At 68.5% G+C, this 25,788-nt stretch carries 23 protein-coding genes; 3 read left to right on the top strand and 20 right to left on the bottom strand.

From position 1 onward, the window contains the following. Positions 1-7 precede the first annotated feature (7 nt). Entirely contained in the window at positions 8-1,348 is a 1,341-nt protein-coding gene (locus AC5RVG_RS10485; RefSeq protein ID WP_493977944.1) for a glutamine synthetase family protein, read from the bottom strand. Positions 1,349-1,516: 168 nt separating this feature from the next. Between AC5RVG_RS10485 and panB the strand changes: the two genes are divergently transcribed. Continuing rightward, positions 1,517-2,389, top strand: a complete 873-nt coding sequence (gene panB, locus AC5RVG_RS10480) for a 3-methyl-2-oxobutanoate hydroxymethyltransferase (protein ID WP_493999482.1) — start codon at positions 1,517-1,519, stop codon at positions 2,387-2,389. Positions 2,390-2,442: 53 nt separating this feature from the next. Here panB and AC5RVG_RS10475 read toward each other — a convergent pair whose 3' ends face one another. Beyond that, positions 2,443-2,682, bottom strand: a complete 240-nt coding sequence (locus tag AC5RVG_RS10475) for an SPOR domain-containing protein (RefSeq protein ID WP_493999481.1) — start codon at positions 2,680-2,682, stop codon at positions 2,443-2,445. Between the two features lie 16 nt (positions 2,683-2,698). On the opposite strand from AC5RVG_RS10475, the gene map reads away from it, so the two are divergent. Together map and ppgK are read left to right on the top strand one after the other, a co-directional pair. Continuing rightward, positions 2,699-3,577, top strand: coding sequence for a type I methionyl aminopeptidase (gene map, locus AC5RVG_RS10470; RefSeq protein ID WP_493999480.1), 879 nt, complete (start codon positions 2,699-2,701; stop codon positions 3,575-3,577). A 107-nt stretch (positions 3,578-3,684) separates the two neighbouring features. Then, on the top strand, positions 3,685-4,485 hold the full coding sequence (ppgK, locus tag AC5RVG_RS10465; RefSeq protein ID WP_493978006.1) for a polyphosphate--glucose phosphotransferase: 801 nt from the start codon (positions 3,685-3,687) through the stop codon (positions 4,483-4,485). A gap of 75 nt (positions 4,486-4,560) precedes the next feature. Here ppgK and nrdR read toward each other — a convergent pair whose 3' ends face one another. The 18 genes from nrdR to AC5RVG_RS10375 all read right to left on the bottom strand — a co-directional run bounded on the left by nrdR (position 4,561) and on the right by AC5RVG_RS10375 (position 25,787). Further along, the gene (gene nrdR / locus AC5RVG_RS10460; protein ID WP_493999479.1) at positions 4,561-5,061 is read right to left on the bottom strand and encodes a transcriptional regulator NrdR; all 501 of its coding nucleotides are present in this window, start codon (positions 5,059-5,061) and stop codon (positions 4,561-4,563) included. 100 nt (positions 5,062-5,161) lie between these two features. Next, positions 5,162-6,511 carry a histidinol dehydrogenase gene (gene hisD / locus AC5RVG_RS10455; protein ID WP_494013814.1) on the bottom strand — a complete coding sequence of 450 codons (1,350 nt, stop codon included), beginning with the start codon at positions 6,509-6,511 and terminating at the stop codon, positions 5,162-5,164. Between the two features lie 34 nt (positions 6,512-6,545). Then, positions 6,546-10,088 (bottom strand): DNA polymerase III subunit alpha, encoded by a 3,543-nt coding sequence (gene dnaE / locus AC5RVG_RS10450; protein WP_494014120.1) that lies wholly within the window; start codon positions 10,086-10,088, stop codon positions 6,546-6,548. Positions 10,089-10,134: 46 nt separating this feature from the next. Beyond that, on the bottom strand, positions 10,135-11,070 hold the full coding sequence (locus AC5RVG_RS10445; protein WP_494013813.1) for an RluA family pseudouridine synthase: 936 nt from the start codon (positions 11,068-11,070) through the stop codon (positions 10,135-10,137). Continuing rightward, positions 11,063-11,674, bottom strand: coding sequence for a signal peptidase II (lspA, locus tag AC5RVG_RS10440; protein ID WP_494013812.1), 612 nt, complete (start codon positions 11,672-11,674; stop codon positions 11,063-11,065). Before lspA ends, AC5RVG_RS10445 begins: the two co-directional genes overlap by 8 nt. A 129-nt stretch (positions 11,675-11,803) precedes the next feature. Further along, positions 11,804-12,469, bottom strand: coding sequence for a DivIVA domain-containing protein (locus AC5RVG_RS10435; protein WP_493999475.1), 666 nt, complete (start codon positions 12,467-12,469; stop codon positions 11,804-11,806). Between the two features lie 149 nt (positions 12,470-12,618). Next, positions 12,619-12,906, bottom strand: a complete 288-nt coding sequence (locus tag AC5RVG_RS10430; RefSeq protein ID WP_493999474.1) for a YggT family protein — start codon at positions 12,904-12,906, stop codon at positions 12,619-12,621. A 69-nt stretch (positions 12,907-12,975) separates the two neighbouring features. Continuing rightward, positions 12,976-13,491 (bottom strand): cell division protein SepF, encoded by a 516-nt coding sequence (locus tag AC5RVG_RS10425; RefSeq protein ID WP_493999473.1) that lies wholly within the window; start codon positions 13,489-13,491, stop codon positions 12,976-12,978. Between the two features lie 90 nt (positions 13,492-13,581). Next, positions 13,582-14,331 carry a YggS family pyridoxal phosphate-dependent enzyme gene (locus AC5RVG_RS10420; protein ID WP_494013811.1) on the bottom strand — a complete coding sequence of 250 codons (750 nt, stop codon included), beginning with the start codon at positions 14,329-14,331 and terminating at the stop codon, positions 13,582-13,584. Continuing rightward, positions 14,328-15,047 (bottom strand): purine nucleoside phosphorylase YfiH/LACC1 family protein, encoded by a 720-nt coding sequence (locus AC5RVG_RS10415; RefSeq protein WP_494013810.1) that lies wholly within the window; start codon positions 15,045-15,047, stop codon positions 14,328-14,330. Before AC5RVG_RS10415 ends, AC5RVG_RS10420 begins: the two co-directional genes overlap by 4 nt. Positions 15,048-15,067: 20 nt before the next feature. Further along, the gene (ftsZ, locus tag AC5RVG_RS10410) at positions 15,068-16,252 is read right to left on the bottom strand and encodes a cell division protein FtsZ (RefSeq protein ID WP_493999470.1); all 1,185 of its coding nucleotides are present in this window, start codon (positions 16,250-16,252) and stop codon (positions 15,068-15,070) included. A gap of 219 nt (positions 16,253-16,471) precedes the next feature. After that, positions 16,472-17,734, bottom strand: a complete 1,263-nt coding sequence (locus tag AC5RVG_RS10405; protein ID WP_494013809.1) for a cell division protein FtsQ/DivIB — start codon at positions 17,732-17,734, stop codon at positions 16,472-16,474. Continuing rightward, complete coding sequence (murC, locus tag AC5RVG_RS10400) at positions 17,731-19,155, bottom strand: UDP-N-acetylmuramate--L-alanine ligase (protein ID WP_494013808.1); 1,425 nt, start codon at positions 19,153-19,155, stop codon at positions 17,731-17,733. Before murC ends, AC5RVG_RS10405 begins: the two co-directional genes overlap by 4 nt. Beyond that, entirely contained in the window at positions 19,142-20,260 is a 1,119-nt protein-coding gene (murG, locus tag AC5RVG_RS10395; protein ID WP_493999467.1) for an undecaprenyldiphospho-muramoylpentapeptide beta-N-acetylglucosaminyltransferase, read from the bottom strand. The genes murC and murG overlap by 14 nt, the downstream gene beginning before the upstream one ends. A 49-nt stretch (positions 20,261-20,309) precedes the next feature. Beyond that, the gene (ftsW, locus tag AC5RVG_RS10390; protein WP_494013807.1) at positions 20,310-21,626 is read right to left on the bottom strand and encodes a putative lipid II flippase FtsW; all 1,317 of its coding nucleotides are present in this window, start codon (positions 21,624-21,626) and stop codon (positions 20,310-20,312) included. Beyond that, entirely contained in the window at positions 21,626-23,173 is a 1,548-nt protein-coding gene (gene murD / locus AC5RVG_RS10385) for a UDP-N-acetylmuramoyl-L-alanine--D-glutamate ligase (protein WP_494013806.1), read from the bottom strand. Before murD ends, ftsW begins: the two co-directional genes overlap by 1 nt. Continuing rightward, complete coding sequence (mraY, locus tag AC5RVG_RS10380) at positions 23,155-24,267, bottom strand: phospho-N-acetylmuramoyl-pentapeptide-transferase (protein WP_494013805.1); 1,113 nt, start codon at positions 24,265-24,267, stop codon at positions 23,155-23,157. The genes murD and mraY overlap by 19 nt, the downstream gene beginning before the upstream one ends. Then, entirely contained in the window at positions 24,264-25,787 is a 1,524-nt protein-coding gene (locus tag AC5RVG_RS10375; protein ID WP_494013804.1) for a UDP-N-acetylmuramoyl-tripeptide--D-alanyl-D-alanine ligase, read from the bottom strand. Before AC5RVG_RS10375 ends, mraY begins: the two co-directional genes overlap by 4 nt. Position 25,788: the final 1 nt, after the last annotated feature.

Genomic DNA, 25,788 nt, shown 5'->3' with positions numbered 1-25,788 from the left:
GTCCGCCCTAGAGGATTCCGATGTTGCGCTTCAGCTCGTGCGGGGTGACCTGCAGGCGGTAGTCGTGCCACTCGGCCCGCTTGTTGCGCAGGAAAATCTCGTACACCTGTTCGCCCAGGATCCCGGCCACCAGCTCCGACTCCTCCATGGTGCGGATGGCGTCATGCAGGCTGGACGGCAACGGGTCAAGGCCCATGGCCCGCCGCTCGGCGGTGCTCAGGCTCCACACGTCGTCCTCGGCGGCCGGCGGCAACTCGTAACCCTCCTCGATGCCCTTGAGCCCGGCGCCCAGGAGCACCGCGTAGGACAGGTAGGGATTGGCCGCCGAGTCGATGCCCCGGTATTCCACCCGGGCGGACTGGCCCTTGCTCGGCTTGTACAGCGGCACCCGCAGCAGCGCCGACCGGTTGTTGTGGCCCCAGGACACGTAACTGGGGGCCTCTCCCCCGCCCCACAGGCGCTTGTAGGAGTTGACGAACTGGTTGGTGACGGCGGTGAATTCGGGCGCATGGCGCAGGATCCCGGCCATGAACTGGCGCGCCGTCTTGGAGAGCTGGAATTCGGCGCCGGCTTCGAAGAAGGCGTTCGAGTCTCCCTCGAACAGCGAAAAGTGCGTGTGCATGCCGGAACCCGGGTGGTCGGAGAACGGCTTGGGCATGAAGGTGGCGTAGATGCCCTCCATCAACGCCACTTCCTTGACCACCGTGCGGAAGGTCATGATGTTGTCCGCGGTCTGCAGGGCATCGGCGTACCGGAGGTCGATTTCGTTTTGGCCGGGCCCGTCCTCGTGGTGGCTGAACTCCACCGAGATGCCCACGTTTTCCAGCATGGTCACCGCGGTGCGGCGGAAGTCCTGGGCAACGCCGCCGGGCACGTGGTCAAAATACCCGGCGTGGTCCACGGGCACCGGGACCCCGTCCGGACCCAGCTGGTCGGACTTGAGCAGGTAGAACTCGATTTCGGGGTGCGTGTAGCAGGTGAAGCCCATCTCCGCGGCCTTGCCCAGCGTCCGCTTGAGGACATTGCGCGGGTCGGCGGTGGACGGTTCGCCGTCGGGGGTGAGCACGTCGCAGAACATCCGCGACGTTTGCTCCGCTTCGCCCCGCCACGGCAGGATCTGGAACGTGGTGGGATCCGGCTGGACCAGCATGTCGGACTCGAAGACCCGGGCCAGTCCTTCGATCGAGGAGCCGTCGAAGCCGAGCCCCTCCTCGAAGGCGCCTTCGACCTCCGCAGGGGCCAGCGCCACGGATTTCAGCGACCCGACGATGTCGGTGAACCAGAGCCGGACAAAGCGCACGTCGCGTTCCTCGATGGTACGGAGGACGAATTCCTGCTGACGGTCCATGTGCTGCCTTTCGCTGTGTCCGGGCCACGGCATCCAAAAACTGCATGCCAAAGCCTGCGGTGGTCTGCTTCCCTTTAGCCTACTGGCAGCACAACCGAAGTTGGCGCCCCGGTAACGCGTCCGCGCCAGAGTGGAGGAAGCGGACGCCTGAGGATTAGGCTCTACCACATGCCCACTTCACAGTCTTCCGGCGCCGAGCAGCCGGCTCCTTACGGCACGCCGGCGGCGGCATCGGCTTCCCGCCCGGCCCGCCGCACCCGCATCCACCACCTGCAGCAGGCCAAGGACGAGGGCCGGCGCTTCGCCATGTTGACGGCGTATGACCAGTACACCGCGGAGATTTTCGACGCCGCCGGCATCGAGGTGCTGCTGATCGGGGACTCGGCGTCCAACAACGTCCTGGGCAACGAGACCTCCCTGCCGATCACCGTGGACGAGATGCTGCCGCTCTGCCGGGCGGTCGCCCGCTCGGCCCGCAGCGCGTTCGTCGTTGCCGACCTGCCCTTCGGCAGCTACGAGGTGTCGCCGGCGCAGGCGGTGGAAACGGCCGTGCGCTTCCTGAAGGAGACCGGCGTCCACGCGGTGAAAATGGAGGGCGGCGCCTACTATGCGGACACCGTCCGGGCCATGGTGCAGGCCGGAGTTCCGGTACTGGCGCATATCGGCTTCACTCCGCAGAGCGAACATGCGCTGGGCGGCTACCGGGTGCAGGGCCGCGGCGACGACGCCGAACGGCTCATCGACGACGCCCTGGCCCTGGAAGCGGCCGGAGCCTTCGCTGTGCTCATGGAGATGGTTCCGGCCGAGGCGGCCGCCAAGGTGGACCAGGCCCTGCGTGTCCCCACGATCGGCATCGGGGCGGGGCCGTCGACCACCGGCCAGGTCCTGGTCTGGCAGGACATGGTCGGCCTGCGCGGCGGCAAGATGGCGAAGTTCGTCAAACAGTATGCGGACGTGCGCACCATCATTTCCGACGCCGCCGCCGCCTTCCGCTCGGACGTCCAGGACGGCGTGTTCCCCGGCCCGGAGCACTCCTTCTAGGCACCCCGTCCTTTCGGTCCGTAAACCCCGCGCCCGGAGCAGGCGCCGGCGGGTCAGTCGTCCTCCGCGTCCCACTCCTCGTTGCGCCGCTGCACCTTTTCCAGTGCGTGCTCGGCCTCTTCGCGGGTCTCGTAGGGGCCGATCAGCTGCGTCCAGTCGGACTGGGCGCCCACTTCCACCTGATGGGTGACCACGTTGTACCAGAAATCCGCCATGCCGGCCTCCTTACGTTGACGGCGCCCGGCAGCGTGCGAAGGCTGTTGCCCCTCCGCTGTCGGGCACCTCTGCAGCACCTATATGATCGATACTATGCCCCACAACGCAGCAACAGCACCCGTCGGAACCCTCGTTCAAGGCACCGTCAGCCCCCCGTTGCCCGTTCCCCCTTCGATCGTCCGGCCCGAGTACGCGTGGAAGCCGGCGCCGGCCAAATTCACCGGCTCGGAGGTCAAGACGCCGGAGACCATCGAGAAAATCCGCGTCGCCGGACGGATCGCCGCACAGGCCATCGTGGAGGTGGGCAAGCACATCGAGCCGGGCGTGACCACCGACGAGTTGGACCGCATCGGGCATGAATTCCTGCTGGACCACGGCGCGTATCCCTCCTGCCTGGGCTATCGCGGCTTCCCCAAATCGATCTGTTCCTCGGTGAATGAAGTGATCTGCCACGGCATTCCGGATACCACCGTGCTGCAGGACGGGGACATCGTCAACATCGATATCACCGCGTACCTGGACGGCGTCCACGGGGACACGAACTACACCTTCTTGGTCGGCGACGTCGATGAAGAGTCCCGCCTGCTGGTCGAGCGCACCCAGGAGTCGCTGCGCCGCGGCATCAAGGCCGTGGCCCCGGGACGGGAGATCAACGTGATCGGCCGGAGCATCGAGTCCTATGCCAGGCGTTTCGGCTACGGCGTGGTCCGCGATTTCACCGGCCACGGCGTCGGCGAGGCCTTCCACACCGGCCTGATCATCCCGCACTACGATGCCGCCCCGGCCTACAGCCGGGCGATCGAGCCGGGCATGGTTTTCACCATCGAGCCCATGCTGACCCTGGGCACGATCGAGTGGGAGATGTGGGATGACAACTGGACGGTCGTCACGAAGGACCGCAGGCGGACCGCCCAGTTCGAGCACACGCTGGTGGTCACCGAGACCGGGGCGGAAATCCTTACCCTCCCCTAGCTTTTCGCAGCCTGACACCGCCGGACACAGCGGGTAGGCTTCCGGTAGTCCGGCGAGGCACGCCGGGTCTCAACGCGCACGGAGGTGGCATGGCGACCGAGGACATCGTGGCCAAGAAGGCAGCCAAGCGGGCGGCCCGGTCGGCGATCGGCATCGATATCGGCGGAACCGGCATCAAGGGCGGCATCGTCGACCTCAAAAAGGGCATCCTGGTCGGCGACCGCATCCGCTATGACACGCCCCGTCCGTCCAGTCCGGAGGCCGTGGCCGACGTCGTCGCGCGCATCGTCAAAGAACTCAGCGCCCGCCCGGAGGGACCGGAATCCGACCGGCCGGTGGGCGTGACATTCCCCGCCATCATCCGCCACGGCATTGCACGGTCGGCGGCCAACGTGGACGAGCGCTGGATCGGGACCGACGTGGACGCGCTGCTCACGCACCGGATGTCCCGCCCCGTCCAGGTGATGAACGACGCCGACGCGGCGGGCCTGGCGGAGGTCCGCTACGGGGCGGGTGCGGGGGTGAAGGGAACCGTGCTGGTCATCACCCTGGGCACGGGCATCGGCTCCGCATTCATCTTCGACGGCAAGCTGGTCCCGAACGCCGAGCTGGGCCACCTGGAGCTGGACGGGCACGACGCCGAGTCGAAGGCTTCCGCCGTGGCCCGCGAACGCGACGGCCTGGACTGGGCGGAGTACTCGCAGCGCCTGCAGCGGTACTTTTCGCACGTCGAGTTCCTGTTCTCGCCGGAGCTGTTCATCATCGGCGGCGGCATCTCGAAACGCAGCGAGGACTTCCTGCCCCGGCTTCAGCTGGCCACGCCGATCATCCCGGCCCAGCTGCGCAACAACGCCGGCATCGTGGGGGCGGCCCTGCAGGCGGCCCTGCACTTCGGCTTCGCCAAATAGGCCGGCAACCGGGAGGTTGGTGCCGGTGGCGGCCTCGGCTTCCCCTCCGCAGCCGCCACCGGAGTCTTGGTCGCGCTACTGCGCTGTCAACGGCCGTTGCCGGCCTTCGGGCCCCTGCTGGCCGTTTCTCTGCGCATCGTGGCGCAGCTGGTCGATCGCGGATTCAAAATCCTCCAGCGATTCGTAGCCCTGGTAGACGCTGGCGAACCGCAGGTAGGCGATCAGGTCCAGCTTCTTCAGCGGCCCCAGAATGGCCAGGCCCACCTCATGCGCGTCGATTTCCGCGGCACCGCTGGCGCGGACCGACTCTTCGACTTCCTGGGCCAGCATGGCCAGGTCGTCTTCCGTCACGGGACGGCCCTGGCAGGCCTTGCGCACGCCGTTGACGACCTTGGTCCGGCTGAACGGCTCGCTGACCCCGGAGCGCTTGATCACGCTGAGGCTGGTGGTCTCCACCGTGGTGAAGCGCCGCCCGCAGGCCGGACACTGGCGGCGCCGCCGGATCGCGGAACCGTCATCGGTCAGCCGGCTGTCCACCACCCGGGAATCGGAGTTACGGCAGAACGGACAGTACACGCCACACTCCTTCCCTCGGGACAGCCAACTTATTCATCCTAGAACCATATCTAGGTGAATTACAAGACTGTGATTACTACATGTTGGGGTTTGGGCCCGTTCAGGCGAACCGGATGGCGACGGCGTCGCCGTGGGCCGGGAGGTCCTCGGCGCGGGCCAGCGCGGCGATGTGCCCGCTGACTTCCCGCAGCGCCGCGTCGCCGTAATTGACCACCTGGACGGCGCGCAGGAAGGTCGTCACGTTCAGGCCGCTGGCGAAGGTGGCGGTGCCGCTGGTGGGCAGCACGTGGTTGGAGCCGGCGCAGTAGTCGCCCAGGCTCACCGGGCTGTAGTCGCCCACGAAGATCGCTCCGGCGTTGCGGATGCGGGCGGCTACCCCGGCCGCGTCGGCGGTCTGGATCTCCAGGTGTTCGGCGGCGTAGGCGTCGCAGACGGCGATGCCCTGTTCCAGCCCGTCCACCAAGATGGTCCCCGACTGCGGGCCGGACAGCGCCTCGCGGACGCGGGCGGCGTGTTTGGTTCGGGCGACCTGCTCGCCGAGTTCCCGGCGCACTGCCGCCGCCAGTTCCTCAGAAGCCGTGATCAGGACGGAGGCGGCGTGCGGGTCGTGCTCGGCCTGGCTGATGAGGTCGGCGGCCACGAACGCCGGATTGGCAGTCTCGTCGGCCAGGATGGCGATCTCGGTGGTGCCGGCCTCGGCGTCGATCCCCACCACGCTCTTGACCAGCCTCTTGGCCGTGGCCACATAGACGTTGCCGGGGCCGGTCACGACGTCCACCGGCTCCAGCGCCGGGCCGTGCCCGTTCGCGGGCGCGCCGTAGGCGAACGCCGCCACCGCCTGCGCGCCGCCGATGGCGTACACCTCGTCGATTCCCAGCAGCTTGGCGGCGGCCAGGATTGTCGGGTGCGGGAGCGAGCCGAAGTCCTTCTGCGGCGGCGACGCAAGGGCGATGGACGCCACGCCGGCGGCCTGGGCGGGCACCACGTTCATGACGACGGATGACGGGTACACCGCCAGCCCGCCCGGGACGTAGAGGCCCACCCGGTTCACCGGGATCCACTTGTGTGTCACCACCGCTCCGTCACCGATCTCGACGTCGGTGTCCCCCGGCTTTTGCGCCGCGGCGAACCGCCGGGCCCGCGCGATCGATTCCTCCAGACCGGCGCGGACCTGCGGATCGAGCTGTTCCAGGGCTTCCTCCAGCGCGGCCGCCGGCACCCGGGGATGCAGTTGCTCCACCCCGTCGAACCGGCGGGCAAGCTCCGCCAACGCGGCGAACCCGCCCGCCCGGACCTTGCCGATGATTTCCTCTACGGCGCCGGTGGCGGCGTCGAAGGTGGTCTCCGCCCGCGGCATGGCCGCCTTGAGTTCGGCGGTGCCCAGCCGGCGGCCGCGCAGGTCAAGGGTGGGGAAATCGGTGAAGGTGTTGGCCGAGGCTGCAGAAGTCACCCACCCATTCTACTGACCCGGCGCCGCCGCCCGGTCAGGCATCGAGGCAGGCCGGCCCGAGCAGGACCTTGAGGTCGCCGAACAGCGAGGGGTTCGGGTTGACCCGCAGGTCCACCCCGAGCTTCATCACCTCGACCTTGCGCGAGCCGTTCAGCCGCACCTGCACCTCGGTGGTGCCCGGGTGGGTGCGCAGCACGTCGCCCAGCGCGGTGACCACCGACTCGGTGGCCTTGAAGCTGGCCATCGAGATCACGACGGGCCCGGAGTGCCCGTCGCTCAGGTCCGGAACGGTGAGTTCCTGGGCATTCAGGGTGACGGCACCGTCGTCGCGGCGCTGCAGCCGGCCGCGGACCACCACGATCAGGTCTTCCGCGAGCACGGTGGCGATCGGCGCGTAGGCCTGCCCGAAGAACATCACTTCCATGGAACCGCCCAGGTCCTCGACCTCGGCACGGGCGTAGGCGTTGCCGCTGTTCTTGGCGATCCGGCGCTGCAGCGACGTGATCATGCCCGCGATGGTGATGATCTGCCCGTCCGGCGGGCCGTCCTCGCCGATCACGGACGTGATGGACAGGTCCGCGTGCTGGCTCAGGATCCCGTCCAGCCCCTGCAGCGGGTGGTCCGAGACATACAGGCCGAGCATGTCCCGCTCGAACGCGAGCTTGTCCTTCTTGTCCCACTCGGGCAGGTCCGGCACGTCGACCGACAGACCCCCGGCGGTTTCGCCGCCGTCGTCGAACGCGCTGAAGAGGTCGAACTGGTTGGCCGCCTCGTTGCGCTTGAGCACGATGACCGAGTCCACCGCTTCTTCGTGGATCATGGCGAGGGCGCGGCGCGGATGGCCCAGCGAGTCGAACGCGCCGGCCTTGACCAGCGACTCGATGGTGCGCTTGTTGCACACCACGGCCGGGACCTTCTGCAGGAAGTCGCTGAAGCTGGCGAAGTTGCCCTTCTCGTCGCGTGCGGCCACCATGGCGTGCACCACGTTGGCGCCGACGTTGCGGATGGCGCCCATGCCGAAACGGATGTCCGTGCCGACCGGGGTGAAGTTCAGCGCCGATTCGTTCACATCCGGCGGCAGCACGGTGATGCCCATGTGCCGGCATTCGTTCAGGTACAGCGCCAGCTTGTCCTTGTCGTCGCCCACCGAGGTGAGCAGGGCGGCCATGTATTCGGCCGGATAGTGCGCCTTCAGGTAGGCCGTCCAGTAGGACACCAGGCCGTAGGCCGCCGAGTGCGCCTTGTTGAACGCGTAGTCGGAGAAGGGCAGCAGGATGTCCCACAGCGCCTTGACCGCCGCCTCGGAGTAGCCGCGGTCCACCATGCCCTGGTGGAAGCCCGCATACTGCTTGTCCAGTTCGGACTTCTTCTTCTTGCCCATGGCGCGGCGCAGGATGTCCGCCTGGCCCAGCGAGAAGCCGGCCACCTTCTGCGCGATCGCCATCACCTGCTCCTGGTACACGATCAGGCCGTAGGTGGTATCCAGGATTTCCCGCAGCGGCTCTTCCAGCTCCGGATGGATCGGGGTGATCTCCTGGACGCCGGTCTTGCGCAGGGCGTAGTTGGTGTGGGAGTTCGCGCCCATCGGGCCCGGCCGGTACAAGGCGATGACGGCGGAGATGTCTTCGAAGTTGTCCGGGCGCATCATCTTCAGCAGGGACCGCATGGGGCCGCCGTCGAGCTGGAACACGCCGAGGGTATCGCCGCGGGCCAGCAGTTCGTAGGACGGCCGGTCGTCCAGGTCGAGCGTTTCAAGGTCCAGGTCGATGTCCTGGTTCATCTTGATGTTCTCGATGGCGTCCGTGATGATCGTCAGGTTGCGCAGGCCGAGGAAGTCCATCTTGATCAGGCCGAGGCCTTCGCAGGTGGGGTAGTCGAACTGCGTAATGACCTGGCCGTCCTGCTCCCGGCGCATGATCGGGATGATGTCGATCAGCGGTTCCGAGGACATGATCACGCCGGCCGCGTGCACGCCCCATTGGCGCTTCAGCCCCTCCAGGCCCAGCGCGGTTTCGAAGACCTTCGCGGACTCCTGGTCGGACTTGAGCAGCTCGCGCATCTCCTCGGCCTCGCCGTAGCGCTTGGCGTTGGGATCGTGGACTTCCTTCAGCGTCAGGCCCTTGCCCATGACGTCCGGCGGCATCGCCTTGGACAGCCGCTCGCCGGTGGAGAACGGATAGCCCATGACGCGGGACGAGTCCTTCAGCGCCTGCTTGGCCTTGATGGTGCCGTAGGTGACGATCATGGCGACGCGGTCGTCGCCGTACTTCTCTGTGACGTACTTGATCACCTCGGGGCGGCGGCGGTCGTCGAAGTCGACGTCGAAGTCGGGCATCGAGACGCGGTCCGGGTTCAGGAAGCGCTCGAAGATCAGCCCGTGCTTGAGCGGGTTCAGGTCGGTGATGCGCATCGCGTACGCGACCATGGAGCCGGCGCCGGAACCACGGCCGGGTCCCACGCGGATGCCGTGGTCCTTCGACCAGTTGATGAAGTCGGCGACCACCAGGAAGTAGCCGGGGAAGCCCATCTGCAGGATGATGCCGATCTCATATTCGGCCTGCTTCCGCACGTCGTCGGGAATGCCGTGGGGGAACCGGTAGTGCAGGCCCTTCTCGACTTCCTTGACGAACCAGGACTCCTCGTTTTCCCCCTCCGGCACCGGGAAGCGCGGCATGTAGGAAGCCTTGGTATTGAACTCCACGTTGCAGCGCTCGGCGATCAGGAGCGTGTTGTCGCAGGCCTCCGGGACGTCGCGGAAGATGGCGCGCATTTCCGCCGGCGACTTCAGGTAGAACTCGTCCGCATCGAACTTGAAGCGCTTCGGGTCGGCCAGCGTCGATCCGGACTGCACGCACAGCAGCGCCGCGTGCGACTTGGCGTCTTCGGCATGGGTGTAGTGGAGGTCGTTGGTGGCGACGAACGGCAGCCCGAGTTCGCGGGCCAGTTTCCGCAGGTCGGCCTGGACGTTGCGTTCGATGTCCAGGCCGTGGTCCATCAACTCGCAGTAGAAGTTCTCTTTGCCGAAGATGTCCCGGAAATCGGAGGCGGCCTGCTTGGCCTCGTCGTAGAGTCCGAGCCGCAGCTTGGTCTGGACCTCGCCGGACGGGCAGCCGGTGGTGGCGATCAGCCCCTTGCCGTAGGTCTGCAGCAGGTCGCGGTCCATCCGGGGCTTGTAGAGGTAGCCTTCCAGGGAGGCCAGCGACGAGGCGCGGAACAGGTTGTGCATGCCTTCTGTGGTCTCGGCCCACATGGTCATGTGGGTGTAGGCGCCGGCGCCGGAGACGTCGTTGCGTCCGCCGTCGCCCCACCGCACGCGTGTCTTGTCCGCCCGGGCGGTGCCCGGGGTCAGATACGCCTCCACCCCGACGATCGGCTTGATGCCGGCGTTGCGGGCCTTGTTCCAGAAATCGAAGGCGCCGAAAACGAACCCGTGGTCGGTCGTCGCCACCGCGTTCATGCCCAGTTCATCGGCGTGGCTGAACAAGTCGGTCAGCCGCGCGGCACCGTCGAGCATCGAGTACTCGGTGTGGTTGTGAAGGTGGACGAAGGAATCGTTGCCGATCTTGGATGAAGTCACTGCTGCCACCGTTTCATTCTAGGTGCCGGAGTCGGCCGGTACCGGCTTACACGCGGTGTTCGGCCAGCGCCTGCAGCGCGTAGGCCAGGTCCCGCGGGTACTCGCTCTCGTATTCGACCCACTCCCCGCTGCCGGGGTGGTGGAAGCCAAGTTTCTTGGCGTGCAGCCACTGCCGGGTCAGTCCCAGTGCGGCGGCGAGTTTGGGGTCCGCGCCATATGTCAGGTCGCCGGCACACGGATGCCGCAGCGCGGAAAAGTGCACGCGGATCTGGTGCGTGCGGCCGGTCTCCAAGTGCACCTCGACCAGCGAAGCCCTGCCGAAGGCCTCGAGTACCTCGTAGTGGGTGATCGAGTTGCGGCCGTCTTCGACCACGGCGAACCGCCAGTCGTAGCCGGGATGCCGGCCGATCGGCGCATCGATGGTGCCCTCCAGCGGGTCCGGCAGTCCCTGAACCAGCGCGTGGTAGACCTTGTCCACCGTGCGTTCCTTGAACGCGCGCTTCAGCAGGGTGTAGCCGTGTTCGGTCTTGGCGACCACCATGACGCCGGAGGTTCCCACGTCGAGGCGGTGGACGATGCCGGCCCGCTCGGCGGCGCCTGACGTCGAAATCCGGTAGCCCCGGGCGGCCAGGGCGCCGACGACGGTCGGGCCGACCCAGCCCGGCGACGGGTGGGCGGCAACGCCCACCGGCTTGTCGATGACGACGAAATCGTCCTCGTCTCCGAGAATCTTCAAATCCTCTACCTCTTCCACCACGACGGCGAGCGGATCCCGCTGTTCGGGTACGGCAATGCGCAGGCTTCCCTGCTGCGGGAGCTTCTCCGACTTGGCGATAACCCGGCCGTCCAATTCCACGCGTCCGTCGCCGAGGAGTGCTGCGGCCGCCGAGCGGGATACTCCCAGCAGCGCGGCCACCGCGGTATCGGCCCGCGCGCCAGCTGTCCGGGCGTCCAGCTCCACGACCCTGCCGTCGTCAGTCACCGCTCTCCCCCGCCGCCTTGCCGTCGCCGGCCGGCTTGTCCGCGGCCTTGGGGGCCTCCCGGGTACCGTCCATTCCGATGCCCATGAAGGTCAACACGCACCACAGGATGACCGCTCCCACCACGGCGGAGTCGGCAATGTTGAAGATGGCGAAGTTGGGGAAGGCGATGAAGTCCACCACGTGGCCCACCCCGAAGCCGGGTTCGCGGAACAGTCGGTCGGTCAGGTTGCCCAGCGCGCCGCCGAGCAGGAAGCCGAGCGCCACGGACCACCACAGGGACCGGACCTTGCGCGCGTAGACCACGATCGCCGCGGAAACGGCCGTCATGACGATGGTGAACACCCACGTGTAGTCCTCGCCGATCGAGAACGCGGCCCCGGAATTGCGGATGAAGTGCCAGTGCAGCAGCGGCGGCAGCACCGGGGTGATCTGGCCCTCGGTCATGGTGGACACCACCCACCACTTGGTCAGCTGGTCGAAGGCATAGGCGAACGCCGCGCAGCCGGCCAGCAGCAGGATGAACCGGCCGGCGCCCTTCCGCTGTTCCGGTGCGGCCGCCGCCCCATCGTCGGGTCGATCGGCTGCCGGTGAAGTTTCTGACATGTCTCTCTCGTCTTCAGTGCCGGTCGGGCGCCGGGGCGGGGCGCCCAAAGCCAATGGCCGGCGGCAGGGTAATCCCGGCGCCGGCCATTGGGAGCCCCGTGGCACGGGGCTGGCGGTTATCTTCCGCGCTTACGCGTCCGCGCTGTCCTTGACCTCGGGGGCAGCGAAGGATCCGCGGGCTTCCAAATCCCGCAGCTGGCCTTCGATGTACGCCTTCAGGCGGGCCCGGTAGTCGCGTTCGAATCCACGCAGCTGCTCCAGTTTGCGCTCCAGCACGGCCTTCTGCTGCTCGAGGTTGCCCAGGGTCTTGCGGCTCTTCTCTTCGGCGTCGTTGACCAGGCTGCTGGCTTCCAGCTGTGCCTCGGCAATGATCTTGTCCCGCTGCTCCACACCGGCGGTGACGTACTCGTCGTGGAGCTTCTGGGCCATGGCCAGCACGCCTGCGGCGGACTCGGCGGCCGCGGTGTGCCCGGTCCCGGATGCCGGAACGGCCGCGGGGGCCGGCTTCGGCTCTTCCTTCGGCTTGGGCTCTTCCTTGGGCTCTTCCTTGACCGGTTCCCGGACCTGCTCGGTCTTCGGGGCGGCGGAGACCGGAGCCGGCACGGAGGCCTCCGGACCCTGGTTCGACGTGGCTTCGGCCAGCTTCTTGCGAAGTTCGTCGTTCTCCTGGTTCAGCCGGCGGAGTTCGACGACGATCTCATCTAGGAAATCGTCGACCTCGTCCTGGTCATAGCCTTCGCGAAACTTGGTCGGCTGGAACCGCTTGTTGACAACGTCTTCTGGCGTCAAAGCCATCTGGTCACCTCATACTGGTTCGTGGGTCATGAATGCTACGTGCTGGATTCATAACAACGGTAGCGAATATCCGCCGTGCAACGGGCATCCGCCAGCTATATCTGAATCAGAATATATCGTTTCGGAGACGAACACTAACGCGCCTCGGGTCAGGCCAGACCGGCCACGATCGCCATGGCGATCGTGACGGCAAGGAACAGGACCAGGAACGCAAGATCGAGCGCGAATCCTCCGATTCGCAGCGGCGGAATGAGCCGCCGGAGGGCCTTCATGGGAGGGTCGGTCACGGAGTAGACCGCCGACGCCGCGACGAGCGCGATGCCGCGCGGCCGCCAGCGCCGGGCGAAGGCCTGCACGATTTCAAAGACGATCCGCACGATCAGGGACAGCTGGAACAGCATCAAGATCAGGTAGAGCAGGACGAAAATGAGGGACACGCCGGTTCCACGATTCCTAGCGCTAGAAGGAGTAAGGCTGGCGGCACGCCTGCCGGACGTAGCTGCGGGCTAGCTCTGGTTAAAGAAGCTGGCCTGCTGGTCGCTGGACTTCCGGTCCTCGCCCAGCACTTCAACGCTCGACGGCGAGAGCAGGAAGACCTTGTTCGTGACCCGCTCGATGCTGCCGTGCAGTCCGAAGACCAAGCCGGCGGAAAAGTCGACCAAACGCTTGGCTTCCGCTTCGCCCATGTCCGTGACGTTCATGATCACCGGAATGCCGTCGCGGAAACTTTCGCCAATGATCTTGGCATCATTGTACGACCGCGGATGCACGGTGGTGATCTGGTGCAGCACGGTAGCGTCCTCGCGGGCCGACGGAGCGCGCTTGATCGGCGTCACCGGCGCCCGGTATTCCTCGGCAACCTGCTTCACCGGCGGGGCGGGCTCGGGGCGGCGCTCCTGACGGGGCTGGTCCACAGGCTGCTCCTCATCTCGAGCGGGCGTGTCTGCCTGCTCGGCTTCGTAGTGCTCGTCACCATCGGCGAGCCCAAGATAAATCATTGTCTTGCGCAGTGTGCCTGCCATGGTCGCTCCCATCCTGTCTTCAGCGCTGCTGTCGCGCCTTGCCAGGTCCCGGATCGGCCGGCCCGGCAAGGAGTCTGCCTAGCCAAAACGCTACCCCACGGCTGGTCGCGGGCCGAGGACATCGGAACCGACGCGGAGGTGTGTCGCGCCCGCGGCGACCGCCGCTTCGAGGTCCTGGCTCATGCCCGCCGACACCAGGCCGGCGCCGGGATGCTGTTCCCGAAGCCGCTGCGACAGTTCGACCAGCCGGCCGAATGCGCGGGCAGGGTCTGCGCCCAGCGGTGCGACGGCCATCAGCCCGGCGGGGTTTAGTCCCTCGGTGTCGCCGAGGGCATCGGCCAGCGCCGGGATGTCCTCGGGCCGGGCACCGCCGCGGGCCGCCGTGCCCGCGGCCTGCCCGGCGCCGCTCTCGTCAAGGTTCACCTGGATCAGGCAGTCCAGGTGCGACCGTGGTCCGAGCCCGGCCGCCTCCCGCCGTTCCTGCTCGGCCATCACGGCCTTGCCGAGGGCGGTGACGAGTTGCCGCCGGTCCACCGAATGGACCACATCCGCGTACCGCACCACGGACTTTGCCTTGTTCGTCTGCAGTTGCCCGATGAAGTGCCAGCGGAGCCCGGCACCGGCAAGCTCGGCGGCCTTCGCGGCCGCTTCCTGGTCCCGGTTTTCGCCGACGTCGGTGACGCCCAGGTCATGCAGCAGCGCAACGTCGGAGGCCGGGAAGAACTTCGTCACGACGATCAGTTCCGGCTCCGTGGATCGCCCCGCGGCGGCCCGGGCAATCCGTGCCCGGACACGTTCCAGGTTCGCTGCGAGTTCGGACTTGCGGGCGTCGGTACTCATGCGTCCTTCCAGACAAGGCCGGCGAACCGGCCGGTTTGTTGATCGCGCCGGTAGGAGTAGAGCCTTTCGTCCTCCCGGGTGCAGCCGGCCACCTGATGCACGTCCACACCGAGCCCGGCCAGCTCTGCCCTGGCTCCGGCGGCAAGGTCCAAAGCCGGCGTCCCCCAGGCTGTCCTCGCCGCCAGTTGGGGAATCCGGGCAACCGCCTCGGCCTGCATCTGCTCGGGAACCTCATAGCAGGCCCCGCAGATGGAGGGACCGATCCAGGCCCGCAATTCGCCCGAACCGGCCTCGCGGAGCCGGGCGACGGTGTTGGCCAGCACCCCGTCGAGCAGTCCGCGGCGGCCAGCATGGGCCACGGCGGTGGCGGGCCCGCCGTCGGCCCGTGTTCCCACCAGCACGACCGGCAGGCAGTCCGCGACCATCACCGCCAGCGGCGCCGCGCCGTCGGCACTGACCAGCGCGTCGGCCGGCGCGGCTCTTTCAGTGGCGTCGGCCTCCCCGCAGCCGGCGGGGATGACCGCGGCGACGGCCGAATGCACCTGGTTCATGAACCGCAGCGAACCGGCCGGTACAGCCATGGCGTCTTCCAGCGCCGCGCGCCGCCGGAGCACCGTGTCGGGGTCGTCCCCGACATGCAGGCCAAGGTTCCCGGCCGAGCGGTCGGTAAAAGCGGCCCACACGCCGGTGTGGACCCGCTGCTTCCACCAAAACACTGCCGGACCTGCCTGAGGGTTTACTTCAGGAAGTCCGGAACGTCCAGGTCGTCGACGCGGCCTGCGCTCAGGTCCGGCTCGACGATGGCCGGCAGGTCCATGTCGAAGCCCGCGTCGGCGGGAACGTGGTGCTGCGGCATGGCACCGCTGAAGCTGTGCTCCATGGGCTCCGAGACCGGCACGGACGGCTGGGCGGCCGGAACGGCGGGCGTACCGGCGGGGGCGGCGGCCGGCTTCTGGGTCGGAGCGGAGGTGACGTCCACCTGGTCAAAGCCGGCGGCGATGACGGTCACCCGGGCTTCGTCGCCGAGTGCATCGTCGATGACGGCGCCGAAGATGATGTTCGCCTCGGGGTGTGCGACCTCCTGCACCAGCCGGGCGGCCTCGTTGATCTCGAACAGGCCCAGGTCCGATCCGCCCTGGATCGACAGCAGCACGCCGTGCGCACCGTCGATCGAAGCTTCCAGCAGCGGAGACGCGATGGCCAGCTCGGCGGCCTTGACGGCCCGGTCCTCGCCGCGGGCGGAGCCGATGCCCATCAGCGCCGAGCCGGCGCCCTGCATGACGGACTTCACGTCGGCGAAGTCGAGGTTGATCAGGCCCGGGGTGGTGATCAGGTCGGTAATGCCCTGCACGCCGGAGAGCAGCACCTGGTCGGCGGACCGGAAGGCATCGAGCATGGAGACGTTGCGGTCGCTGATGGACAGCAGGCGGTCGTTGGGGATCACGATGAGGGTGTCGACTTCGTCGCGCAGCGTCTCGATGCCGCTTTCGGCCTGGTTCGAGCGGCGGCGGCCCTCGAACGTGAACGGGCGGGTGACAACGCCGATGGTCAGGGCGCCGAGCGAGCGCGCGATCCGGGCCACCACGGGTGCGCCGCCGGTGCCGGTGCCGCCGCCTTCGCCGGCGGTCACGAAGACCATGTCCGCCCCGCGCAGCACTTCCTCGATCTCTTCGGCATGGTCTTCGGCGGCCTTCCGGCCCACCTCCGGGTCGGCGCCGGCGCCAAGACCCCGGGTGAGTTCGCGCCCGACGTCGAGCTTGACGTCGGCGTCACTCATCAGCAGTGCCTGAGCGTCGGTATTGATGGCGATGAACTCCACGCCACGGAGTCCCACCTCGATCATCCGGTTGACGGCATTCACGCCACCGCCGCCGATGCCGACGACCTTGATGACGGCCAAGTAATTCTGCGGTGCTGCCACGTCCTGTGTCCCTTGCTCGAGTCTGTGCACTGATCAGTTCTGCCGGAGCGGGCGGGTACCCTGTCCGGTAGTTTCACCTAACCTTAACCTTCAGCTTGAAGGTTAGAGTTATGTCAAGTAGTTTCTATTCGAGACGCTAGACGCAAGCCCCGGCCCACACAACGACCTTGCTCCGCGTGTCGCGCGTTCCCCGGATGTTGCCCATTTCCCGTCTCCTGCTCAACGGGTCACCGGGCGTGTGGGCGTGCTCACATCGATGACGCTCGCCTTGTCTTTCACGTCTTTTGCCCGCAGCATCGCCTGCAGGACGGTGGCCTTGAGTTCCTGCTCCTGCGCGTTGCCCCACAGCACTTTTTGGCCGCCGGCCAGCTGGAGTTCCACCGAGTCCACCGACTGCGCTGAGGCGTGCTTGAGCTGCCTCAGGACGTCCGGCGGCAGCGCGGCGAGCACCCCGGTGATGGACGCGAAGACATCCGGGTTTTCGGCGGCCTTCGCTCCGTCGATCAAGGGCAGTTTTGCCTCGCTGCGCTTGGCGACCGACGCAAGCTCCGTCCCCGACTCGTCGATCAGCACGAATTTCTTGCCGTCCTTCAGCACAGCCACGGGCGTGTGCTCGATGATCCGAACGTGCAGTTCCGACGGCGGCCTGGCGATCACTTCCACCGACTCCACCGCCGGCAGGTGGTCCACCCGGGCATGGACGTCGCGTTCTCCGATGCGGGCCAGCGGTGTTCCCATGAGCGGTCGCAGCGCCTCGGTGAGCGTTGCTTTTTCTGTGAGTTCGCCGCCCTCGACGGTGATTGTCTTCACGGCCAGCGCCGGCGACAGGAAGATGACCGACATCAAGACGGCGAAGAGCACGGCCACAATGCCGGAAGCAATCAACAGCCGGCGCCGCGTCTTGCGCGCCGCCGGTTCGGGGAAACTGACAACGGTGGATTCGGAGGTGTCCGCCCCGTCCGCGCGGTCCGGTCCCTTGTGGCCCCGCCACCGCGACAGCAGCGCTGCCGCCCCGGCCCGCTTGGCGCCGGACGCGCGCGCGGCCTTGCCTGCCGCCTTGCCGGGCGCGCCGGATGCTGCCGGGACGGACGGGGTGCCGGCGCCGGGCCTGGGCGCACGCGTGGGCCGTGCCGCTCCCCCGGCTTTGGGGGTGCGGGAGGGCGCGGCCGTCCCGGACGTCCTCCCGGCGGGGGCACCGCCCCGACCGGAAGGCTTGCCCGATCCGCGCTGAGGGGCGCGCGGGGCGGGCCTGGCAGCGGGGGCGGGCCGGGCAGCGGCGGCGGGCCCGGCAGCCGCGGTCGACTCCGCGGCGGGCATGGCCGACACCCTGCCGGTGTTGATCCGCACGCCGGTGTCCCGGGGCGCCTCCGTCGCGGCTCCGGGGTTTGGCTGCTGCCCGGCGGCTTCCGGCGGCCGCGGGGCCTCCGGCTGCCGGGCGGCGGCGGGACGCGCGGCGGGAGTGCGGGGCTTGCGCGGACTCATCGCGCCGCCGCTGCGGCCTGCCCCAGGGCCTCGACCAGCACGGGCCCGTATTGGGTCACGTCACCGGCGCCGACGGTCAGCACGATGTCCCCGGGCCGGGAACGGGCAACAATGTCCCTCACCGCCCGCCCCGGATCCGGTGCGTAGCTGCCGGGAGCGAGCCGGTTGGTGATCAGTTCGCTGGTGACGCCCGGGATGGGGTCTTCGCGGGAGGCGTAGATGTCGAGAACGGCCGCCGAATCGGCCAGTTGCAGGGCCCGGGCGAACTCGGCGGCGAATTCCCGGGTGCGGGAAAACAGGTGCGGCTGGAACAGGACGTGCACCGCATGCCCGCCGGCCACCTCGCGGGCGGCCGTGAGGGCCGCGTGGACCTCGGTGGGGTGGTGTGCGTAGTCGTCGAACACGCGTACCCCTGCCGCCGTGCCCTTGGCCTCGAACCGCCTGGCTGCTCCGGTGAACCCGGCCAGTCCCTCGGCCGCGGTGGCCGGATCGATGCCCTGGGTGATGGCCACGGCAAGGGCGGCGGCGGCATTGCGGATGTTGTGCTCGCCCGGCACCTGCAGCCGCAGCGTGCAGCTGCCGCCGGGGTATTCGATCCTGCTGGTGCTCCCCGAGCCGGCGAAGACGGTGTCTTCGACGCGCACCTGGGCGTCGGCCGCGTAGCCGTAGCCCAGCACGCGGCCTGCTGCGCCGGACGCCGTCGTCCGTTCCGCCAGGGCGCGGGCGCCGTCGTCGTCGAGGCAGGCCACCAGGGTGCCGTCGGCCGGAAGCAGTGCGGTGAATCGGTCGAAGGAGGCGTACACGGCTTCGGCCGACCCGTAGTGGTCCAGGTGGTCGGCCTCCACGTTGGTCACCACGATGACCTGCGGACGGTAGTTGAGGAACGACCCGTCGGATTCGTCGGCTTCGGCGACGAACAGTTCGCCCTGCCCGTGGGCGGCGTTGACGCCGAGCGCCGCCACGTCGCCGCCGATGGCGAACGAGGGTTCGCAGCCGGCCGCCTGCAGCATCACGGTCGCCATGGCCGTGGTGGTGGTCTTGCCGTGGGTGCCGCCGACGGCGATCAGCCGCTTCCCCTCCATCGAGGCGGCAAGGGCCACCGAGCGGTGCACGATGTTCAGGCCGGCGGCGGCAGCGGCCTGCAGTTCGGGGTTCTCCGGCCGGATGGCGGTGGAGACAACCACCGTGTCCGCGCCGGCGACATGGCCGGCCTCGTGGCCCACGAAGACGGTCGCACCGAGGGCCTCCAGCTGGCGCAGGACCGCCGAGTCGCGCGCGTCCGAACCGGAGACCGGCACGCCGCGGGCCAGCAGGATCCGGGCGATGGCGGACATTCCGGCGCCGCCCAATCCGATGAAGTGCACGGCGCCGAGGTCGCCGAACGGCAGCCGGGCGGTGGTGTGGAAATCAACGGCTTTCATCTGTGTTCCTCCCTGCTGCCTCGAGCACCAATTGTGCCATTCGGGTGTCTGCGTCGCGGATTCCCAGGGTGTGTGCCGCGGCGGACATCTGCTGCAGCCGCTCCGCGTTTCGCAGCAACGGGATTAGTTCGTCCGTGACCCAGCGGGGTGTGAACCCGCCGTCGCGGACCAGCACGGCCCCGCCGGCGGCCACGAGGGAGGCCGCGTTCAGGGCCTGTTCGCCGTTGCCGTGCGGCAGCGGCACCAGCACGGACGGCAGGCCCACGGCGGCTATCTCGCACACCGTGGCCGCGCCGGCGCGGGCCAGCAGCAGGTCGGCCGCCGCGTAGACATCCTGCATGCCGTCCACAAATTCCACCTGGTGGTAGCCGGGAGCGGCGAGCAGTTGCCCGTCGGCGTCCCGCAGCGCCTTGTTCCGCCCCGTGATGTGCAGCACCTGGATGCCTGCCGCGGCGAGCTCCTGCAGGGAAGCGCCGATGGTGCGGTTGATGCTCAGCGCGCCCGAGGAGCCGCCGGTGACGATGAGGGTCGGCCGGTCCGCCGCCAGTCCCAGCCGCCGACGCGCGGCCTCGCGGGAGGCTTCCCGGTCCAGGGTGGCGATTTCGGGCCGCATCGGCATGCCGACCCAGCGGGCGCCGGGCAGTTTCGTGTCTTTGAACGCGACCGCGACCCGGCTGGTCAGCCGTGCCCCGACCCGGTTCGCCAGCCCCGGCCGGGCGTTGGCCTCATGGATCACGATCGGGACCCGGCGCAGCCTGGCTGCGATGTAGACCGGGGTGCACACGTACCCGCCGACGCCCACCACGACGTCGGCCTTCGCGCCGTCGATGATGCCCGCGGCCTGGCGCACGGCCGCGGCGAACTTGAACGGCAGCTTCAGCAGGTCGAGGGAGGGGCGGCGCGGCAGCGGAACCCGCCCGATCGTGGCGAGCCGGTGGCCCGCCGCGGGGACCAGCCGGGTCTCCATGCCGACGGCGGTGCCGACGGCGAGGATGCGGGCCGCGGGGGCGGCCCGGAGGACGGCGCCGGCGATGGCCAGCAGCGGGCTGACATGCCCCGCCGTGCCGCCGCCGGCCAGGACCACAGAGGGATCGGAAGTGTTCATGGTGTTGCGGAAGTACCTTCTGCTCGGCTGCTGGTGGTCTGGGTTGGGGTCAGCGGTTCCCGGCCGGCGCTTGCTGCCGCCACCGGCCCAGGAGTCCCCCGGACTTCTTCCGGCCGGGCACATCGGTCCGGGCAAAGGACAAGAGTACACCGACGGCGGCCAGGGTGACCGTCAGCGCGGAGCCGCCGTAGGAGATGAACGGCAGGGGCACTCCGATCACCGGAAGCAGGCCGGTGACCACCGCGATGTTCACGAACGCCTGGCCGATAATCCACACCATGATGGAACCGGCGAGGATGCGCACGAAGAGGGAATCCTGGCGCATCACGGTGCGCACCAGGGCAATGGCCAGGACGCCGAACAGCGCCAGGATGACGGTAGTGCCGAGCAGGCCCAGCTCTTCGCCGATGATGGCGAAAATGTAGTCGTTGTGGGCTTCCGGAATCCAGTTGTATTTTTGCCGGCTCTGTCCCAGTCCCACGCCCCACCAGCCGCCGGAGGCGAGTGCGAAGAGCCCGTTGCATGACTGCATGTTCAGCCCGGTCGTCGCTTCACAGCTCTGGTCCGTCCACATGAGGATGCGGCCCATGCGGTTGGGGCTGACCACCACGAGCAGCAGCACCAGCGCGCCGGCCCCCAGTCCGGCCACGCCGAACAGCTTCAGCGGTGCGCCGGCGAAAAACAGTCCGCCGGCGATGATGAGCATCAGGATCATCGCGGTGCCCAGGTCGTTGCCGAGCAGCACCGGGCCGACCACGAGGAGGGCACCGGGCACGACCACCGGGATCAGCAGGTGCTTCCATTGGCCCAGCAGCCGCTCCTTGGCCGCCAGCACCGTTGCCATCCACAGGGACATGCCCAGCTTGGCCACTTCCGACGGCTGCAGGGAAACGTTGCCGGGGAAATGGATCCAGTTGCGGTTGCCGCCGACGGATTCGCCCAGCGGGGTAAACACCAGCAGCAGCAGGAGCACCGACACCGCGAGGCCGGGCCAGGCGAGCTTCCGGTAGGTGGAGACCTTCCACCGCGAGAGGACCAGCATCGCGGTGACCCCCAGGCCGGCGAACACGGCCTGCCGGATGAACAAGCTGAACGGCGAGGTTTCATCGGCGATCGATTCCACCGCGGACGACGACAGCACCATCAGCAGGCCGATGGCCGTCAGGGCCAGCGCGGAGCCCAGGATCAGGTAGTAGCTGGCCCCGCTGGACCGCGTGCCGGTGCCCTGGATGCGGTCCAGCAGGTCGGTGCCTCGCTGCCGGAGCTCGCGCAACCGGCCTTCGGGGGCGGGCTTCGTGCCGGGAGCGGCGTGTCCGCGGGCAGCGGCGTGGGCCGGTGTCCGGCTTCCGCTGCGGGTGGTGGCCATTACTGCTCCTTAGTCGACGGTGCCTGTCCCTCTCCGTACCGGCGGACTGCTTCCATGTACGCATTGCCCCGGTGGGCGTAGGACGTGAACCGGTCCATCGAGGCGGCTGCCGGCGCCATCAGCACGGTGTCCCCGCCGGCGGCGATGCCCGCTGCCGCTTCCACGGCCGCCGCCATCACGGTTTCGCCGTCTGTGTCCTCCGCCTCCGGGGCGCTGTTTCCAGTGTCTCCCGGGTGCGCGTGGACGACCGGAACATCCGGTGCGTGTCGCTGCAGCGAGGCCAGGAGGGCGGTGTTGTCCCTGCCGATCAGCACCACCGCTTTCAGCCTGCGCGCGTGGTCGGCGATCAGCTCGTCGTAGCTGACGCCCTTGGACAGCCCCCCGGCGATCCACACTACCGAGGAGAACGACGCCAGCGAGGCCGAAGCCGCGTGCGGGTTCGTCGCCTTGGAGTCATTGACCCAGAGCACGCCGGCGTGCTCCAGCACCTTTTGGATCCGGTGTGCCCCGGGATCGAACCGCCGCAGTCCTTCGCGGACCGCGGCCGGTTCCACGCCGTACGCCCGGACCAGGGCGGCGGCGGCCAGGGCGTTGGCCACCTGGTGCCGGGGCGCCGGGTCACCCAGGTCGCCGAGGCCGGCCAGTTCGGTTGCGGAGTCCCGGCGTTCTTCGATGTAGGCCCGGTCCACGAGCAGGTTCTCCACGACGCCGACCATGCTGACCGCCGGCATTCCGGTCGTGAAGCCGATTGCCCGGCAGCCCTCGACGACGTCGGCCTCCTCGACCATCTCCTCGGTCTCGCGCTGCTCGGCGTTGTAGACGCACGCGATCCTGGTCCGCTCGTAAATCCTGGCCTTGTCGGCCAGGTATGCCTCATAGGTCCCGTGCCAGTCCACGTGGTCTTCGGCCACGTTGAGTACCACGGAGGCCAGCGGGGACATGGTGTGGGTCCAGTGCAGCTGGAAGCTCGACAGCTCGACGGCGATGACGTCGTAGCCGATGGGATCACGCACCGCGTCCAGGATGGGCGTGCCGACGTTGCCGGCGGCGATGGCGCGCAGCCCGGCCGCCTGCAGCATGGATTCGGCCATCCCCACCGTCGTGGTCTTGCCGTTCGTACCGGTGATGGCCAGCCATTCGGCGGTGCGCCGGCCTGCGCGTTCGCGCACCCGCCACGCCAGTTCAACGTCGCCCCAGATGGGAATCCCCGCGTCCGCCGCGGCGGCCAGCAGCGGTGTCCGTGGCTGCCAGCCCGGCGAGGTGACCACCAGTTCGGCCGGCTCCCCGCCGACGTCGGGCAGTGCGCCGGTGTGCTCTTCACCCAGCAGGACCTGCCGGGCCCCGACGATCTTCAACGTATCGGCCTTGGCCCGGTTTTCCGCCGTGTCCCTGCCGTCCACGACGACGACGGCGGCGCCCAGTTCGATCAGCGTGTCGGCCGCGGAGAATCCCGACAGCCCGATCCCGGCGACCACCACGCGCAGCCCGGACCAATCCGCGTCCCAGGAGGTGAGTGCGTCCAGCCGGCTCATGAGCCCAGCACCCATTCGGCGTAGAAGATGCCCAGCGCGGCCGCCACGCACAGCCCGGCGATGATCCAGAAGCGCACGACGACGGTGACTTCGGCCCACCCCTTGAGCTCGAAGTGGTGCTGCAGCGGGGCCATCTTGAAGACGCGTTTGCCGCCGCTGAGCTTGAAGTAGACCACTTGGATGATCACGGACAGCGAGATGATCACGAACAGGCCCGCCATGACCACCAGCAGCAGCTGGCTGCGGGACAGGATGGCGAATCCGGCGATGGCGCCGCCGATCGCCAGCGATCCGGTGTCGCCCATGAAGATCTTGGCGGGCGCGGTGTTCCACCACAGGAACCCGATCAGCGCGCCGGCCATGGTTCCTGCCAGCAGCGCCAGGTCCAGCGGGTCGCGTACCTCGTAGCAGACCTCCCCGGGGACCTTGACCGAGCCGCAGCTCTGGTTGAACTGCCAGATCCCCATCAGCATGTAGGCGCCGCAGACCATCACCGATGCGCCCGCCGCGAGCCCGTCCAGCCCGTCGGTCAGGTTCACGCCGTTGGTGGCTGCGGTGACAATGACGTTCGACCAGATGATGAACAGGATAGTGCCGAGTACGGTGCCGCCGAAGGCGAGGTCCAGCCACGGGATGTCACGGGCGAAGGAGATGTTCATCGACGCCGGGGTGCGGCCCATATTGTCCGGGAAGTTCAGGGCCAGGACGGCAAAGAGGATGCCGACGATGCCCTGCAGCACGATCTTGGCCCAGGCCCGCAGCCCGAGGCTGCGCTGCTTGGAGATCTTGATGAAGTCGTCCAAGAAACCGACCAGCCCCATGCCGGCCATCAGCAGCATGAGGACGGCGGCGGAGACGGTGGGCCCGGAATGCGCTTCCCCGTTCATCATCCACATCATCAGGTGCGTGGCAAAGTAGGAGAGCATCACCGCGGCCACGATGACCACGCCGCCCATGGTGGGCGTTCCGCGCTTGGTGTGGTGCGCCGTCGGGCCGTCGTCGCGGATGAACTGGCCGTAGCCTCTCCGCACCAAGAGCTTGATGAACAAGGGCGTGCCGAGCAGGGACAGGACCAGCGCCAGGGCAGAGCCGATCAGCAGGGCTATCACTGCGCCTGGCCTTCCTGTTGGGTTTCGGGTCTGCGCGCTGCAGCCGCCGCGGGGCCGTCCGTCGACGGATTTCCTAATGCTATCCGGTCGCCCAGGAACCGCAGCCCGGACGAGTTGGAGGACTTGAACAGCACCAGGTCGCCCGGTTCCAGTTTCTCCTCGAGCACCCGGCGGGCCTCCTCGGGCGTGGCGACCCAGAGCGATTCGTCGCCCCAGGAGCCTTCCAGCACGGCGGCGTTGTGCATGGCCTTGGCTCCCTCTCCCACCACGATCAGGTGGGAGATGTTCAGCCGGACCACAATCCGCCCGATCGCGTCGTGGGCCTGCACGGAGTCTTCGCCCAGTTCCAGCATTTCGCCCAGCACCGCCCAAGTGCGGCGGCCGCGGCCGAGTTCGGCCAGCGTGCGCAGCGCTGCCCGCATGGATTCGGGGTTGGCGTTGTAGGCGTCGTTGATCACCGTGACGCCGTCGGCGCGCTCGGTGCGTTCCATCCGCCAGCGGCTGGCGGGGCCGGCCCCGTTCAGGCCGGCGGTGATGGTTTCCGCCGGCACGCCCAGCGCCCAGGCGGCGCCGGCGGCGGCCAGCAGGTTGGTCACGTGGTGGATGCCGATCAGCCCGGAGGTTACCGGGTGCTCGGAGCCGTCCGGGAAGCGGAGCGTGAATTCGGGGTGCCCGTCGTCGTTGACGCGGGCGCCGCGGGCCCGCAGCAACGGCGCGGTACTCCCGTCGGGCAGGGTGAAGTCGTCGTCGGAGCTGAAGTACAGAATGCGGGCCCGGGTGCGCGCCGACATGGCCCGGACGCGGGGATCGTCGGCATTGAGCACCACGGTACCGCCGGCCGGCACGGCCTCGGCCAGCTCGCCCTTCGCGATCGCGATGTTGTCCACGCCGCCGAATTCCCCTGCGTGGGCGGTCCCGACTCCCAGCACCACGCCGACGCCGGGGTTGACCATGTCCGTCAGGTACCGGATGTGGCCAATGCCGGTGGCGCCCATTTCCACGACCAGATAGCGGGTGTCGAAGTCCGCGGCGAACACCGTCAGCGGGACGCCGACCTCGCCGTTGTAGGAGCCGATCGGGGCCACGGTGGGCGCGGTTCGGCGCAGGATCCCCGCGAGCAGGTCCTTGGTGGTGGTCTTGCCGGCGCTGCCGGTGATGCCCACGACCTCGAGTCCCGCGGCGGCGCGCAGCCGTGCCACGATGGCCGCGGCGACGGCGCCCATGGCCAGCACGGCGTCCGCCACCACGATCTGCGGCAGGAGGCGGCCGGTCGGGTCGGAGACCTCGCGTTCGGTCAGCGCCAGCACGGCACCGGCTTCGAAGGCCGCGGCGACGTAGAAATGCCCGTCTGCGGTCTCGCCCGGCTTGGCCACGAACAGGCCGCCGGGCTCAATTTCGCGGGAGTCTGTGGTGGCGGAACTCACGGTGATGCCGCCGGTGTCCCCCGTGGCACCGACGGGTTCCCCAACGATCCGTCCGCCGGTAATCGCCGCTATATCGGCTGCAGTTAGTTCAATCATG

It is taken from the genome of Arthrobacter senegalensis (genome assembly GCF_059091765.1).
This window is presented reverse-complemented; position numbering and strand designations above follow the sequence as displayed.

Excerpts from the sequence above, each read along its gene's own strand:
- panB (WP_493999482.1), top strand. The coding sequence starts at position 1,517 with ATGCCCACTTCACAGTCTTCCGGCGCCGAGCAGCCGGCTCCTTACGGC.
- AC5RVG_RS10425 (WP_493999473.1), bottom strand. The coding sequence starts at position 13,491 with ATGGCAGGCACACTGCGCAAGACAATGATTTATCTTGGGCTCGCCGAT.
- map (WP_493999480.1), top strand. The coding sequence starts at position 2,699 with ATGCCCCACAACGCAGCAACAGCACCCGTCGGAACCCTCGTTCAAGGC.
- lspA (WP_494013812.1), bottom strand. The coding sequence starts at position 11,674 with ATGTCAGAAACTTCACCGGCAGCCGATCGACCCGACGATGGGGCGGCG.
- AC5RVG_RS10435 (WP_493999475.1), bottom strand. The coding sequence starts at position 12,469 with ATGGCTTTGACGCCAGAAGACGTTGTCAACAAGCGGTTCCAGCCGACC.
- AC5RVG_RS10420 (WP_494013811.1), bottom strand. The coding sequence starts at position 14,331 with ATGAGTACCGACGCCCGCAAGTCCGAACTCGCAGCGAACCTGGAACGT.
- murG (WP_493999467.1), bottom strand. The coding sequence starts at position 20,260 with ATGAACACTTCCGATCCCTCTGTGGTCCTGGCCGGCGGCGGCACGGCG.
- murD (WP_494013806.1), bottom strand. The coding sequence starts at position 23,173 with ATGGGTGCTGGGCTCATGAGCCGGCTGGACGCACTCACCTCCTGGGAC.
- murC (WP_494013808.1), bottom strand. The coding sequence starts at position 19,155 with ATGAAAGCCGTTGATTTCCACACCACCGCCCGGCTGCCGTTCGGCGAC.
- ftsW (WP_494013807.1), bottom strand. The coding sequence starts at position 21,626 with ATGGCCACCACCCGCAGCGGAAGCCGGACACCGGCCCACGCCGCTGCC.
- AC5RVG_RS10375 (WP_494013804.1), bottom strand. The coding sequence starts at position 25,787 with ATGATTGAACTAACTGCAGCCGATATAGCGGCGATTACCGGCGGACGG.
- AC5RVG_RS10485 (WP_493977944.1), bottom strand. The coding sequence starts at position 1,348 with ATGGACCGTCAGCAGGAATTCGTCCTCCGTACCATCGAGGAACGCGAC.
- AC5RVG_RS10405 (WP_494013809.1), bottom strand. The coding sequence starts at position 17,734 with ATGAGTCCGCGCAAGCCCCGCACTCCCGCCGCGCGTCCCGCCGCCGCC.